The sequence below is a fragment of the Bacillus cereus group sp. MYBK95-2 genome, assembly GCF_051915225.1.
Classification (GTDB): Bacteria; Bacillota; Bacilli; order Bacillales; family Bacillaceae_G; genus Bacillus_A; species Bacillus_A cereus.
Map to the genome: position 1 here is coordinate 548,271 of NZ_JBQAEH010000003.1, position 13,902 is coordinate 562,172.

Below are 13,902 nucleotides of genomic sequence, written 5' to 3' on the forward strand. Positions count from 1 at the left end.
ACTTCTTTGTTACAGCTGAATTTTGAGCTGGGAGTTTTATTGCCCGTTAATGCGGGGTAACTAGGTTCGTGTTGATAATAATGGTAGATTTTTCTTTTGTCAAACGAGAAAGCTTTATCTCACGTTATTTTTCACAAACCAAAATAGCCTCCCGCAAACGAGAAATCCCTTCCTCAATTTGATCAATATTCACTTTTCCATAAGATAAACGAATATAACCATCTTTCGCGCCGAAAATACTACCCGGCATAAAGGCGATTTCTTGTTTTAAACTTTGCATAATGAGTTGTTTTTCGTTTATAGGTTCTTTTAATTTCCCCCAAATGTATATACCACCAGTAGGGTTTGAAAAAGAGATTTTGTCGTGAAGTTGCTCATTTAAGGCGCGAACGATAACGTCTCTTTTTTCCGCTAATTGTTTTCGTAACGGTACGATATGCGACTGAAATGGCACAGTTTCGAAAAATTGCTGCATAAGCCACTGCGGGAAAATACTCATACCTAATTCCATTTGGTGTCTTGCGTCGGATAACCTTTCTACTACAGACTGCGGGGCAACAAGCCAACCAACTCGTAAGCCTGGTGCAATCATTTTTGATAAAGAATGTACATAAATGACAGTTCCGTTTTCATCTATTGATTTCAAAGTAGGACAAGGTTGTTTCTTTTCTAGCGTAAGTAAACTAGACGGATCATCTTCAACGATTGCAATTCGTAAATCTGCACAAAGTGATAATAGTTTTTTTCTACGGTTTGGATGAAGCATCGTTCCCGTAGGGTTTTGGAAATTTGGATTTAAAAAGATCATTTTAATACGGTGTTTTCTATATAACTCCTGTACATCATCTGGGTTAATCCCATGTTCATCAACAGGTAATGGGAAAATACGAATACCTGCTGATTGGAATAGAGGCAGGGAATAACAGTGTGAAGGACTTTCGAAAGCAACAGCATCACCTGGATTTAATAAACATTGTACGATAAGATGAAGTGCTTGCTGTGCGCCAGATGTAATCATAATGGATTGTTCAGTCGCCTCAACTTTTAAATATTCTTTCATATATTTTACGACCGCTTGTCTTAGCGGGAGATAGCCTTGCGGATGATCGTAACTTAATGAATGCGTTAACGGTTGTTCACGTAAAATCGCTTGTAGTTGATCGTGGGGATAAAGATTACAACCGAGCTCTCCGTTTGCAAAATCAATAATATTTTCATTTTGTTGTACTTCTGCCCGAATATGGCGAAGTAGTGGTAAGTTTGGTAAAAAAGTACCACCTTCTACGAAATTTCTCCAGTTCGGCGTTAATGTTGGAGAAACACCCCACATATGTGTACTCACGCGTGTTCCTTTACCAGTCGTACTCTCTACAATTCCCATAGCACGTAGTTCATTATAAGCAGTCGTTACTGTACTTCTGTTTACATTTAACTGCGTAGCTAATTTCCGTTCTGAAGGGAGGAAGCTTCCTGGAGGAAGTTCTCCATATGTAATACGTTTTTCAATAAAGTCAACAACTTGCTGATAAATAGGGATTTTACTGTCACTATCTAGTTTCCATTCCATAAAAAACGCCTCCGTATCTCTTATATACATCAAGTATAGCAAATTGGCTGGGTAAAAAAACAGCCAATTGGACGGTGTTATATCCAGCCAATTTTACTATGCTAAATAGGGAAGGGGAGATTCGGATGAAACGATGGCAAATGGAATGGCTCCTAGTATCAGTTGCATTAGTATGGGGAGCAAATTATACAATAGGAAAGTATGGAGTGGCATATATGTCATCCATTCAATTTAATAGTTTACGATTTTTAGTAGCATCACCGGTATTATTACTTATTACATTTTTAATGGAACGCTCATTACGTATTGAAAGAAAAGATTGGTTACGATTAGTAGCAGTCGGTATCGTTGGTACGGCAATGTATCAAACGATGTTTATGCTATCTGTGAAATATACTTCAGCAACGAACGCCTCATTATTAATTGCGATGTCACCTATTTTTACAGGGATATTAGCAGTATTGCACAAACAAGAACGTTTTTCGATGAAAGTACAAATTGGTTCAATAGTAGCGTTTATTGGTGCAGCATTCGTTTTATTAACAGGACATACAGGAGGAACTACTTACGAATATGCGTGGCTCGGAAACATAATTGGATTAGTCGCAGCGATTGCGTGGGGATGGTATCCAATATTAGCGCAACCTCTTATAACAAAATATTCCGCAATGAGAGTCACATCATGGTCTACTTTAATTGGAATTGTACCTCTCGTTATATACTGTTTATTCAACGTAAATACATTAACGTGGCCAGTAGACATGCCAAGCTGGGGGTCTCTAGCATATTCAATCGTCTTCGCGACAATCTTCGGACTTGCAATGTGGTATGTCGGTATTAGCAAAATAGGCTCAACGAAAGTAATGGTTTATATGTATCTTGTACCATTGTTCGCAGTTATCTTCGCGGCAGTAACTATCGGAGAGCAAATCAACATGATGCAACTCGTTGGCGGACTTATAATCTTTATCGGCTTATATGTTGTAAAAAAGGGTGGAATTCAAAAGCCAGCTCTCAATTTGAAAAAAGTAAGTTAACAATAAAAAGGATCTCTTTCATATAGAAGGAGATCCTTTTGGTTTTTGTAATAAAAGCGCTTGTTCAACAGCCCATTTTTGATGATCATGAATGAGAAGCTCTACAGCAAGTAAAGGAGACATCCACCGCAAAACATGATCTTCCTCACAGTTTTCAGTTTGTGTCTGCACCATGTTCGCAATATAAAAAAATCCATCGTTTAAATAATATGTATCTTCTTTTTCCGCATAAAAATATCGCATTGCATCACCGATATATTGATTAATTTCAATTGCCCATCCTAATTCCTCCAGTAGTTCACGATGTAAGCATTCATCTTTTGTTTCGGTACCTTCCATACCGCCACCAGGTAAAAAATAACGGTCTCCTTTTTGGATAATAGCAATGTTTGAAGAAGTTGAGTTAAAAATAATTGCATAACAACTAGGCCGTAATACATATTGCTCAGTAGGCTTTTTATAACCAAAAATAAGTTTAGATATCATAAAACACGTCACCTCTCTATAAAATACACAAAAGGAATAATAAGGTAAAAACAGAATTGTATAAGTATAATCTTACGAGATTGGAGTGATAACAAAATGATAAATCGAAAGTGTTCGCGCTGTAAAGAAATTACAGGTACATTGCACGGTGGTAAAAAAATTAAGGAAGAATTTCTATGTGAGGACTGTTTACAAAAAGGAATTGCGAGTGGAGAAATCGAATTATCACAAGTGGAAGAAAAACAAACTTCGTATCTTTCTATAAAAATATTCAAAATAATGAGTGTGATTTATTTAATAGGATCTATTTTAATGGCTTTTTCAACTGGTCCATTTATACATAATATAGGATTTGATGAAATGTCCATTTCAGGGCCAGAATTAGGTTTAATAAGTATTGTTATGCTAGGTTCTTTATTCCAGTCTATTCTTGTATTTTGCGGGATATGGGTATTCATCCTTTTAGTAGAAACAGTCATTAAAATTTATGAAAAAATGAAGTGAGTGAGAGGGAGAAACATATGCGAGTAAGAAACATCCAAGGGGAAGATTATGTAAAGATTCATTCTGTTTTAAATGATTGGTGGGGCGGGAGAGACATGGCTGCCATGTTGCCAAAATTGTTCTTCATTCACTTTCAAGAAACGAGTTTTATTATTGAAGAAGAGGGAGAAACGTTAGGTTTCTTATGCGGATTCTTCTCACAAACGCATAAAGAGGAAGCGTACGTTCATTTTATTGGAGTAAATCCGAAGTATAGAAGAAGAGGAATCGCATCGACATTGTATTCTTATTTCTTCGATGTAGCTCGTGCAAACAATCGTAAAGTTATAAAAGCAATCACGTCACCGGTTAATAAAAAATCGATACAGTTTCATAGGGAGATTGGCTTTCAAATTGAAGCTGGAGATGATGAGATAGAAGGTGTATCGGTACATACAAATTATGATGGGAACGGCGGTAGTAGAGTTTTATTTTTGAAACATGTGTAGAAAAATAAGCTTTACCAAAACCCACTGAGTTAAATGTATATGAAAATGTTATCCGTTGCATAAAGAATAGCTGACTTTGTTAGCTTGATAGAAGCTAGTATGATAGTCGAAAGGAATTTCCATAACATAATTTCATCTAAAAAAGAGGGATCTATATGAATTTTGAGAGGGATAGATATTTTTTACAGATGGCATTGGAAGAAGCAGAAAAGGCATTAAAAGAAAACACATATCCAGTAGGAGCAGTTATTGTTGATGGAAATAATAATGTCATTGCAAGAGGAAGGAATAGAGTGCATCCAGAAAAAGACATAACAGCTCACGCAGAGTTAGACGCTATTCGCAATGCAGGGGAAGCAATGTTTGATGCAAAAATAAAAAATGAGAGGTTTACTATTTATAGCACGTTGGAACCGTGTCCAATGTGTACAGGTGGTATTTTATTTGCAAAAATACAGAGAGTAGTCTGGTTACTAAATGATGACTTAGGTTTTGGTGGATATAAAAAGATAAAAAATGCTTTAGTTTTCGAAGGGAAATTTAATAAAATCGACATGGTGGAAGAACCATTTGAGGACTTAAAAACAAGACAAAGAGAACTTATGAGACAATGGGAGCTAAATCCCAATAATATTATTAACTTGCGTAGGGCTATAAAAAAATAGTTATTTCTTTAAATTAAATTAGGATAACGCCACATTACCATCAGCTTAAAAAATATAGTGAAATTATATCGATTTAACAATAAAATATGGAAGAATCTATTACGAATAGAAAGCCGTCCTAAAAGTATTCTAGGATGGTTCTTTTTGTTGTGAGGAGCTAAAAGTATGGAGAGTAAACAAAGTAGAAATGAATACTTACGACGCATTTATAAAGTGCAAGATTATATAGAATCAAACATAAATGATTCACTTTCAATTGAAGAGTTAGCGGATGTAGCAGGATTTTCAAAGTTTCATTTTCATCGGATTTTTAAGGGGATAGTAAACGAGTCATTATCACGGTATGTAAACCGATTGAAGTTAGAAAGGGCCACACATCTACTTACATATCGGACAGATATGACGATTACAGATATTGCGTATCACTTCGGATTCACAGATTCAGCAGTTTTCTCCCGAACATTTAAAAATTATTACGGCGTAAGTCCATCTCAATATCGAAACGACAATAGCAAGAATTGCAAAGACGTAAGGGGAATTCCTCAATACAATGAATGTAAGAAGGTTCGAGGAAATGTTGAAATTGTAACAGCAGACAATATAAACGTCGCATACATAAGACATATCGGTACATATGAAGAGTTAACTATAGCTTTTCCGAAAATGATAGAGAAATTATTTCATTACGCAGCTAAGCAAAACTATCATGTATTTGAGGATACGAAAGTATTAACCATTTACCACGATCATCATGAATTTACTGAGGACTATCATTTAAGAACAAGTTTATGTGTAACAATTTCAGATGAATCCACAGTAGAAACGAACGACGTTGGAATAATGGTAATACCTTCTGGAAAGTATGCAGTAGGACATTTTGAAATATGCCAAGATGAATATAAAGGAGCATGGGACTTTATATATGGTGAGTGGCTTCCAAATAGCGGATATAAACCGAGAGATTCGTATCCTTTTGAAGTATATAGAAATGACCCAAAGCAGCATCCAAAGCATAAACATATAGTTGATATATATGTACCTATCGAACCTTTTTAATTATAGGTTAAAGGGGAAGGAATAATGAAAACTGCTGAAAAGTTAGATCAGATTATAAAAGAAGAATATGAAAATATGAATGGTATGTTAGTAGTGCAGAAAGGTAATGTTATTTTTGGAAAATATTATAACGGTTACGGTCCAGATGATGCATTTCACATAGCGTCAGTCACAAAAACGATAATCTCTGCGCTAATTGGGATATGTATAGATAAGGGCTATATAAAAAGCGTTGATCAAAGAGTAATAGAATTTTTCCCGGAATATAACGTTAATTCATCTGAAATAACAGTACGACATCTGTTGACAATGACAGCTCCACATCCTTTCGTAGACTGGCAGGAGCTGTTAGAAGAACTATGTATGCAACGAGATTGGGTACAGTATACGTTAAATAGGATAGGACAAGGCGGAGAAATTGGGGCTTTTAAATATTGATCTGCAGGAGCTCATATACTATCAGCGATCATAACGAACGCAACAGGAAAAAATGCGCGTGAATTTGCGAATGAATACTTATTTCAGCCACTCGGCATGAGAGAAATTCCAAACTACAATATGAAAGCATTTGGATTTGATGACTTATTCGGAAAAGATGTGAAAGGATGGGTTCACGATCCAAATGGTATTTCGAAGGGTGGCTGGGGACTAACGTTAACGGTTAGAGATATGGCGAAGTTTGCACAGATGTATTTGAATGAAGGTATTCATAATGGAAAACAAATACTATCAAAATCATGGATAAAAGAATCGACAGAAATGAACCCAAATCAATATGGTTACTTATGGTGGTTACGAGAAGAAGATGGAATCTTTTCATACTGTGCAATGGGTGATGGGGGGAATATGATTTGTTGTATTCCAGAGAAGGAATTGGTGGTGGTGATGGCTTCTGAAGTTGTGCCAGAAGCAAAGGATAGATGGAGATTAATCAAAGAGTATATACTTTTAAAAGAGTAATGGTGAACTTGTAGAAAAATTTAAACGAGCCCCGTAACTTTCCTCAATAAAAAATCGTTAAACATTAGGAAGGGTTATTAATCAAGAATGGGGGAGAACTATGAAGATATTAATTCTAGGCGGTACACGATTTTTAGGAAGAGCATTTGTAGAAGAGGCTTTGAACAGAGGGTATGAAGTTACATCATTTAACCGCGGAACAAACAAAGAAATCTTTCCTGAAGTGGAGCAGCTTATCGGTGACAGAAATAACGATGTATCAAGTTTAAAAAATCGAAAGTGGGATGTTGTCATAGACACGTGTGGATTTTCTCCACATCATATTAGGAATGTTGGAGAAGTGCTCAAAGATAATATTGAACACTATGTATTCATCTCAAGCCTTTCCGTATATAAAGATTGGATTCCGCATGACATAAAAGAAGATTATATATTACAGCCCGAACCGACGGATGATCAAATAAAGGCTGTAGAGAATGGTGAAGTTTCACCTTATGAGTATTATGGTGCACTGAAAGTATTATGTGAAAAAGAAACAGAGAAGTATTGGCCGGGGCGTGTGTTACATGTAAGAGCAGGACTTCTTTCAGGAATGTTTGATTATACAGATCGACTTCCATACTGGATTCAGCGTGTAGCAAAAAGAGGTAACGTGTTAGTTCCAGGAAGAAAAAATCGTCCAGTGCAGATAGTTGATATAAAAGATGTAGCGAGATTTGGACTCAACATGGCAGAAAATAATAAAGCAGGTACATTCAATATAACAGGTCCGAATGATGAATTGACGATGGAAGAGCTATTAAATACGTGTAAAAAGGTTACGAATAGTGATGCTGAATTTGTTTGGGTAGACGAATCGTTTATGAGTGAACATAATGTGCAGCCTTGGACAGAAATGCCATTATGGCTTCCGGAAACTTTTCCATTAGAAGGGGAAAAGAAGCCGTGGAGAGGTGGATTTTCTATTAGTATTAAAAGTGCGGTTAATGAAGGGCTTACTTTTAGAAGAATAGAAGAGACAGTTACAGATGTGTATGAGTGGATGGAGAGTACGGAAGAATGGGAATTAAAAGCAGGTATTTCAGGCGAGAGGGAGAAGGAATTGTTAGAAAGATGGTATCAATAAATTTAGCGGAGTTCTTTGAATATGCTTGATTGCACATAAGGAGGAAAAGGTGATGTGGAAAGACACCATTCACAGTATCTCATCAAATTTAAGCTTGAAAAACCCAGCTACGAAGGATGAACTTACTGATATACAAAAATGTTTACATGTGGAGTTACCGAATGATTTATATCAATTATTACAGGAAACAAACGGTATAGAAGGTGAATACGGTGACTTTATATGGTCTGCTTCAAAAATTAAAACTGAAAATATGAGTATGAGAAATATAGTTGATTTTAAGGATTTATACATGCCTTTTGACTGTTTATTATTTTTTGCTGATGGGGGAAATGGTGATTTGTTTGGCTATTCTATTTTGAATGGAAAAGTACAAAGAGATGATATATATGTATGGAACCATGAAAATGATAGTAGAACGTGGGTTGCTCCTTCTTTAAAGACTTTTATGGAGTGGTGGGAGAGTGGAAAGATGATAATTTAAATATAGTATCAAAAAAAGTGCCTTGTTACTAAAGAAACAAGGCACTTTTTCACGAATAATTAATCTACCACTCAATCGGTTCTTCCCCATACATCTCCCATAGCCTAGGAAACATCTTTTTTAAACCTTCTTCATCGTCTTCATTCCAGTCAAATTCAAAATCTACATCGTCGAATTCTTCATTAGATAAGACATGGTAAAGTGTAAAGTAAGTATCATCTTCGTCACCAGTTTTTTCTGCATATACAGTGAAACCGAAATATAAAGAAAGTTCTTCTATTTCTGGGACGTCATACTCACTCAAATTTTCTAATACAGGAATTAATCGTTCTGGATCTTCAATACAAGCTTCGTATGTCTCTTTTCCTTGATATAATAACCATCCGCGGAAGTAATCGAAAGTATCATCTGAACAGCCACCCATAATAATATAGGTTGCTGCCCATAAACGGGAGGTATAGGAGTCTTTCAAAAGGCGATGCATATGCGTATCAAAAGCTACAATTTCATGTACTGTACGTTTAGCAAGGTGAGAAGTAAGCCATTCTATTTGTTCTTCTTGGTCCTCACCTTTCGTTTTTGCACGATGAAGTAGCTCCCAAAATTCTTCTTCGGTTATCGTTTTTTCTTTTATGTAATCTTCCCCAGGCAACGGGTCTGTATATCCTTTTTTACGTTTGGAAGCAACTAGTTTATTAGCTTCATTCATACATTCTTCTTCTGTTTCAAACTCTTTCGCTTTCACACTGCCAGCTGTGCCGATTTTTCCGTAAAACACAACATAGTCTTTTTCTTTCACAACGATTTTCCAAAACTTATTTGATTTCTCAGTTTGCTGGATTAATAACGTTTCCATCCGTACCCCCATAATGTTTTCTAGTGTGCAATATGATTGTAACATATGTATATACACTTGTAATGATGAAAAATAATAGTTTAGAAAATTCAAAAACCGTTGAATGGAGTGGATAAATTTAGTAACCTTATTTGTACAGTAATTACATAATTGTTTTGTAATAATTCGATATTTATATAAGGGGGCGTTACGGATGGATCTTACGTTTAAAGTTGAGGTAACATGTTTTAACTACCGAGTCGGAGCAATTTGTAAACAGGATAATAAAATACTTATTCTGCAAGGTGACGGTGAAGATTTTTGGTACGTACCGGGCGGAAGAGTGAAAATGTTAGAAAACAGTGAGGATGCGTTACAACGGGAACTTGCAGAAGAACTAGCTGCTCCTATTAAAGGGAAGAGAATAATATGGTCAGTAGAAAATTTCTTTACACTTTCTGAGCAAAAGTTTCATGAGATTAGTTTTTATTATGAAGTAGATCTACATGAATTACCTGTAAATGGAGCGGATCAATATATTTTGGAAGAAGAGGATAGAACATATTTGTTTAAGTGGGTGCCGGTAGAAGAGTTACATGCATATAATTTACAGCCTGCATTTATAAAAGAGAAAGTAAAGAATATAGCAGTTCATACAGAACATATCATTTTACAAGATTAAATGTATTCGGAGGAGAAAAGGATGAAGGGGATTAAAAAAGAGATACATATAAATGACAAAGTAATTTATTACACACATATCGAAAAAGGTTCTAGTACCGTTTGCTTTATGTTTTCAGGTTCAGGATACAATTATGATAAGCCGTTATTTTATTACGCGACGATGCTTATGCTTGAACATAAAATTGATGTTGTACATATTCATTATTCTTACGACGAACAAGTAATGAATAAACCAATGGAAGAAGTAACAAAAATAATGATGGATGATATTAATCCTGTAATGAAGGAAGTATTAAAAGCTGAGCAATACAACGATACTATATTTTTAGGGAAGTCACTCGGAACAATTCCAATTGCGAATGATTTAATGAAGAGAGAAGAGTTTTTACAGTCGAAAATGATATTACTGACACCGTTACTGACGTTTGATACGATTTTTGATTCTATCTTGCATAGTAATCACGAAGGGTTTTTAGTTATGGGGGATAAAGATCATCAATACAATGCAGATCAAGTTGATCAGCTACATAAAACAAATTTACAGATTGAAGTTGTCAAAAATGCAAATCATTCTGTAAATGTTGGGGGATATGAAACGGAAAATTCAATTGAGGCTATAGCGAAAATAATAGGAAAACTTAAAGAAGTTGTTAGGACAAACTAACCTATTAATACATGCAAAAGAGGTGCGAATTGCACCTCTTTTACTTTAATAAGCCTTCAAAACATGAAGTAAATAATCCTTACGATTCAGCGGATTATAATCAACACGTTTTCGAGTAGGGAAGGGAGCCATAAGCTTTGTGAAACCAGCTGGCTTCGTTGTAAATATGCCTTTTCAGTAAATGAATGTAGCATTCGTTTGAAATTCTCTGTTTTCGCAACAGGTAATAATCCTGTTAACTGGTAAGAGTTATTACTTAATATAGGTTCTCTAAAAGTTGCTGGAATAGTAGCAAGTTTATACATTGCGGTACTAATTGCTTGCTTCGGTACAGTTAATTCAAACTCGTTTACTGGTTCATATACATATGTTTCAGCTTTCTTTAAAGCATCCATTAGTACGAGTGGTGTTAAGTTTCTAAAATCACTCGCTGTTGTAACAGGACTAGCATAACCAGTATGTGTTAACGTGACAGAAATGTCCGTAACTTCCCATCCGTATAAACCTTGTTTTAACGTTTGAAATACAGTATCTTCAATTGCTTTATGAAATGCTAAAGGTAGTGAGCCAAGTTCAACGCCTAATTTATATGTTATGCCAGAATTAAGTTCACCACGTTCGACTTTGAATCCAACTGTTGCGTAAAAAGGATTCGCTTTTTCACCCATGACTTCAACGGAATTCCCAATGCCAATTGGTTTCTCCATACATACAACTCGCGTACTTGAAAAAGTAACCTGCAAATTATATTTCTCATAAAGTGTTGTTTCGATAACCTCTTTTTGTACTTCACCGAAAAGGCGAATATAAAGTTCATTATGAATATCATCTTTCCACACTTTAATGAGCGGATCTTCTTCACATAGTTCCATAAGTGCAGCGTATAAATCATGAATTCGTTCTTTTGGTACTGCATTGATGGCTGCTTCCATTTGTGGTTCGGCAAAGTGAGTATCTTTTATATAATCCGTACGTTCACCGATAATATCACCAATTTTAATATCATTCAGTCCCCACACTTTACAAAATTCACTGCTAGGAACGGTAGTAGTTTGAACGGCATCTCCATTATGAAATATGCACATTTTTTTTATCTTTTCCTTATGTGGTAGAGACTCATCGCGCTGTATATCAACATATTTTCTAACATGTAAGCTACCTGAAAAAACTCTTATATACGCAACCTTTTCTCCAGAAGGTTCACGTTCAATTTTAAAAACAACACCAGATAATGGTTCCTCTTGTGCCGATGTAAGAGCTGGCATTAGGGCCGGAAGTTTTTCAAGTATTTCAGTTACTCCTATACCTGTCATTGCTGAACCGAAAAAGATTGGATACACATTTGCTTGCTGTATTTGCTGTTCTAGTTTTTCTCTTAATAGTGCGTCCGGTATTATTTCGTTATTTACATATGATTCAAGTAACGATTCATTAAATGGTGCTAACAGTTCCATACAATCGTCATATGATTTGTATTCAATGATCCGGGCTTCTTTCGTTCCTTCGTTTAGAACAGAGTAGAAGGGGAATGCTTCATTTGAAAGAACCTCTTTTATTTGTTTCATAACTTTTTCAGTGTTTGCGCCACTACGATCAATTTTATTAACGAATAAAATAGTCGGTATGTTTAGTTTCTGTAATGTTCGCATTAAAATTTTTGTTTGTGCTTGCACACCTTCAACGGCAGAGATAACTAAAATCGCACCGTCTAGAACGCGGAATGATCGCTCCACTTCAGCGATAAAATCAGCGTGTCCAGGTGTATCAATGACATTTACTTTTACATCATCAATAAAGAAAGAAACGACAGATGCTTTAATCGTAATGCCGCGTTGTCTTTCTAATTCCATTGAGTCAGTTTGTGTATTACCACTATCTACTCGGCCAATTTCTTTAATCACATTCGTTTCATAAAGAATACGCTCAGTCAAACTCGTCTTGCCAGCGTCTACGTGCGCGACAATCCCTATATTTATTGTTGTCATTTATGAATATCCTCATTTCATTTTCCATTTTCATTTCCTCATTTCTATTTGTGTATTGCCGCATTATCAATCACTCTCCAGTCATTTAAATTATTACTATTATAGTGCAATTAACATTATTTGTAACGCTACAAAGCGCCTTAATTTGGAAAAAATAAAATGAAAACAAAATGCTTGCATTCTAAATCGATATAGATTATATTAATTGACATATCAACTATTGATACATCAAATGTTTTTATTTTGATTGTAAAGGAGGGTTAATTTGACAAGTTCATGCTCAAAAGAAGCGATTATTTTATATAAATTACACTTTCTAAATAAAGAAGTAAGTTCGAAATTTGAAGGGTGTACGGGTATGAGCCAGTCTCGATTAGAGCTTATACTTCAATTATTTGAAGTAGGTGAAATTAGTCAAAAAGCACTTCAGCAAGAAGTGAATATTGATAATGCTGCGATAACAAGGCATTTAAAGCAGCTTGAGGCCAATGAAATGATTGTAAGACGTAAAAATCCAGATGATAACAGAATTACGTTAGTTTCTCTTACTGAAGAGGGGCGAAATAAAATTCAGGCGTTTCAAGAGGAAAAAGAACGTTTTGCCGCATCTGCATTTAAAGGATTAAGTGAGGAAGAACGCGATAATCTTTTAAATATGTTAAATCACATTCAAGAAAATATAAAAGAATTATAAAAAAGGGAGAATACAACTATGACTAACTCAGTAAAAACAAATGATTTTAACGAAATTTTAACAGGACGTCGTTCAATTCGTAAGTACGACCCTTCAGTGAAAATTAGCAAAGAAGAAATGACAGAAATTCTTACAGAAGCAACACTTGCACCATCTTCAGTAAACATGCAACCATGGAGATTCGTAGTGATTGAAAGTGACGAAGCGAAAGCAACACTTGCGCCACTTGCGAAATTCAATCAATCTCAAGTAGAAACATCTTCAGCAATGATTGCTTTATTTGGTGATTTAAACAATTTTGATAACGCAGAGGAAATTTACGGTACAGCAGTAGAGCGTGGCTTAATGCCAGCAGAAGTAAAAGAAGACCAAATGAAAAAACTTTCAGCTTACTTCTCAATGGTTACACCAGAAGTAATGAAAGATACGGTATTAATTGACGGTGGTCTTGTAGCAATGCAATTTATGCTAGCAGCTCGTGCGCACGGTTATGACACTTGTCCAATTGGTGGATTTGAAAAAGACCAAATCGCAGAAGCATTTGGACTAGATAAAGAACGCTACGTACCAGTTATGTTAATTTCAATCGGGAAAGCTGCAGACAGTGGTTACCAATCAGTACGTCTTCCAATTGAAAAAGTTGCAGAGTGGAAATAATTTTATAAAA

The 13,902-nt window shown here is 35.4% G+C and carries 14 protein-coding genes and 2 pseudogenes; 12 read left to right on the forward strand and 4 right to left on the reverse strand.

Annotated features, from left to right (window positions below; translation table 11 throughout):
• Positions 1-124 precede the first annotated feature (124 nt).
• Positions 125-1,567 (reverse strand): MocR-like pyridoxine biosynthesis transcription factor PdxR, encoded by a 1,443-nt coding sequence (gene pdxR, locus ACTFN4_RS14145; protein ID WP_033695858.1) that lies wholly within the window; start codon positions 1,565-1,567, stop codon positions 125-127.
• 125 nt (positions 1,568-1,692) lie between these two features.
• On the opposite strand from pdxR, the gene ACTFN4_RS14150 reads away from it, so the two are divergent.
• Positions 1,693-2,604: a DMT family transporter gene (locus tag ACTFN4_RS14150; protein ID WP_063245366.1), complete on the forward strand. Its 912-nt coding sequence runs from the start codon at positions 1,693-1,695 to the stop codon at positions 2,602-2,604.
• Between the two features lie 18 nt (positions 2,605-2,622).
• Here the strand turns inward: ACTFN4_RS14150 and ACTFN4_RS14155 are convergent, their stop codons facing one another.
• Positions 2,623-3,090, reverse strand: coding sequence for an NUDIX hydrolase (locus ACTFN4_RS14155; RefSeq protein WP_088363868.1), 468 nt, complete (start codon positions 3,088-3,090; stop codon positions 2,623-2,625).
• 96 nt (positions 3,091-3,186) lie between these two features.
• Here ACTFN4_RS14155 and ACTFN4_RS14160 point away from each other — a divergent pair, with 96 nt between their 5' ends.
• The 7 genes and pseudogenes from ACTFN4_RS14160 (at position 3,187) to ACTFN4_RS14190 (ending at position 8,373) form a co-directional block, all read left to right on the forward strand.
• The gene (locus ACTFN4_RS14160; protein ID WP_000610489.1) at positions 3,187-3,594 is read left to right on the forward strand and encodes a DUF3980 domain-containing protein; all 408 of its coding nucleotides are present in this window, start codon (positions 3,187-3,189) and stop codon (positions 3,592-3,594) included.
• Between the two features lie 17 nt (positions 3,595-3,611).
• Positions 3,612-4,082: a GNAT family N-acetyltransferase gene (locus tag ACTFN4_RS14165; RefSeq protein WP_029442687.1), complete on the forward strand. Its 471-nt coding sequence runs from the start codon at positions 3,612-3,614 to the stop codon at positions 4,080-4,082.
• Positions 4,083-4,237: 155 nt separating this feature from the next.
• The gene (locus ACTFN4_RS14170; RefSeq protein ID WP_001008618.1) at positions 4,238-4,747 is read left to right on the forward strand and encodes a nucleoside deaminase; all 510 of its coding nucleotides are present in this window, start codon (positions 4,238-4,240) and stop codon (positions 4,745-4,747) included.
• A 165-nt stretch (positions 4,748-4,912) separates the two neighbouring features.
• Positions 4,913-5,803 carry an AraC family transcriptional regulator gene (locus ACTFN4_RS14175; RefSeq protein WP_000444280.1) on the forward strand — a complete coding sequence of 297 codons (891 nt, stop codon included), beginning with the start codon at positions 4,913-4,915 and terminating at the stop codon, positions 5,801-5,803.
• 24 nt (positions 5,804-5,827) lie between these two features.
• Positions 5,828-6,763: pseudogene (locus ACTFN4_RS14180) on the forward strand (serine hydrolase domain-containing protein).
• A 100-nt stretch (positions 6,764-6,863) separates the two neighbouring features.
• A complete protein-coding gene (locus ACTFN4_RS14185; protein ID WP_000697724.1) occupies positions 6,864-7,889 on the forward strand; it encodes an SDR family oxidoreductase in 1,026 nt (341 codons plus the stop codon).
• A 52-nt stretch (positions 7,890-7,941) separates the two neighbouring features.
• Positions 7,942-8,373: an SMI1/KNR4 family protein gene (locus ACTFN4_RS14190; RefSeq protein ID WP_000265342.1), complete on the forward strand. Its 432-nt coding sequence runs from the start codon at positions 7,942-7,944 to the stop codon at positions 8,371-8,373.
• 64 nt (positions 8,374-8,437) lie between these two features.
• On the opposite strand, the gene ACTFN4_RS14195 is transcribed toward ACTFN4_RS14190, so the two are convergent.
• Positions 8,438-9,229 carry a DUF4240 domain-containing protein gene (locus ACTFN4_RS14195; RefSeq protein WP_227900608.1) on the reverse strand — a complete coding sequence of 264 codons (792 nt, stop codon included), beginning with the start codon at positions 9,227-9,229 and terminating at the stop codon, positions 8,438-8,440.
• 193 nt (positions 9,230-9,422) lie between these two features.
• On the opposite strand from ACTFN4_RS14195, the gene ACTFN4_RS14200 reads away from it, so the two are divergent.
• Positions 9,423-9,890: an NUDIX hydrolase gene (locus ACTFN4_RS14200; protein WP_439962464.1), complete on the forward strand. Its 468-nt coding sequence runs from the start codon at positions 9,423-9,425 to the stop codon at positions 9,888-9,890.
• A gap of 21 nt (positions 9,891-9,911) precedes the next feature.
• The gene (locus tag ACTFN4_RS14205; protein ID WP_000676199.1) at positions 9,912-10,556 is read left to right on the forward strand and encodes a hypothetical protein; all 645 of its coding nucleotides are present in this window, start codon (positions 9,912-9,914) and stop codon (positions 10,554-10,556) included.
• A gap of 45 nt (positions 10,557-10,601) precedes the next feature.
• Here the strand turns inward: ACTFN4_RS14205 and ACTFN4_RS14210 are convergent.
• Positions 10,602-12,541: pseudogene (locus ACTFN4_RS14210) on the reverse strand (GTP-binding protein).
• A 265-nt stretch (positions 12,542-12,806) separates the two neighbouring features.
• Here ACTFN4_RS14210 and ACTFN4_RS14215 point away from each other — a divergent pair.
• A complete protein-coding gene (locus ACTFN4_RS14215) occupies positions 12,807-13,235 on the forward strand; it encodes a MarR family winged helix-turn-helix transcriptional regulator (RefSeq protein WP_000204162.1) in 429 nt (142 codons plus the stop codon).
• Positions 13,236-13,253: 18 nt separating this feature from the next.
• Positions 13,254-13,892, forward strand: a complete 639-nt coding sequence (locus ACTFN4_RS14220; protein WP_000185391.1) for a nitroreductase family protein — start codon at positions 13,254-13,256, stop codon at positions 13,890-13,892.
• Positions 13,893-13,902: the final 10 nt, after the last annotated feature.

Excerpts from the sequence above, each read along its gene's own strand:
- pdxR (WP_033695858.1), bottom strand. The coding sequence starts at position 1,567 with ATGGAATGGAAACTAGATAGTGACAGTAAAATCCCTATTTATCAGCAA.
- ACTFN4_RS14150 (WP_063245366.1), top strand. The coding sequence starts at position 1,693 with ATGAAACGATGGCAAATGGAATGGCTCCTAGTATCAGTTGCATTAGTA.
- ACTFN4_RS14155 (WP_088363868.1), bottom strand. The coding sequence starts at position 3,090 with ATGATATCTAAACTTATTTTTGGTTATAAAAAGCCTACTGAGCAATAT.
- ACTFN4_RS14160 (WP_000610489.1), top strand. The coding sequence starts at position 3,187 with ATGATAAATCGAAAGTGTTCGCGCTGTAAAGAAATTACAGGTACATTG.
- ACTFN4_RS14165 (WP_029442687.1), top strand. The coding sequence starts at position 3,612 with ATGCGAGTAAGAAACATCCAAGGGGAAGATTATGTAAAGATTCATTCT.
- ACTFN4_RS14170 (WP_001008618.1), top strand. The coding sequence starts at position 4,238 with ATGAATTTTGAGAGGGATAGATATTTTTTACAGATGGCATTGGAAGAA.
- ACTFN4_RS14175 (WP_000444280.1), top strand. The coding sequence starts at position 4,913 with ATGGAGAGTAAACAAAGTAGAAATGAATACTTACGACGCATTTATAAA.
- ACTFN4_RS14185 (WP_000697724.1), top strand. The coding sequence starts at position 6,864 with ATGAAGATATTAATTCTAGGCGGTACACGATTTTTAGGAAGAGCATTT.
- ACTFN4_RS14190 (WP_000265342.1), top strand. The coding sequence starts at position 7,942 with ATGTGGAAAGACACCATTCACAGTATCTCATCAAATTTAAGCTTGAAA.
- ACTFN4_RS14195 (WP_227900608.1), bottom strand. The coding sequence starts at position 9,229 with ATGGAAACGTTATTAATCCAGCAAACTGAGAAATCAAATAAGTTTTGG.
- ACTFN4_RS14200 (WP_439962464.1), top strand. The coding sequence starts at position 9,423 with ATGGATCTTACGTTTAAAGTTGAGGTAACATGTTTTAACTACCGAGTC.
- ACTFN4_RS14205 (WP_000676199.1), top strand. The coding sequence starts at position 9,912 with ATGAAGGGGATTAAAAAAGAGATACATATAAATGACAAAGTAATTTAT.
- ACTFN4_RS14220 (WP_000185391.1), top strand. The coding sequence starts at position 13,254 with ATGACTAACTCAGTAAAAACAAATGATTTTAACGAAATTTTAACAGGA.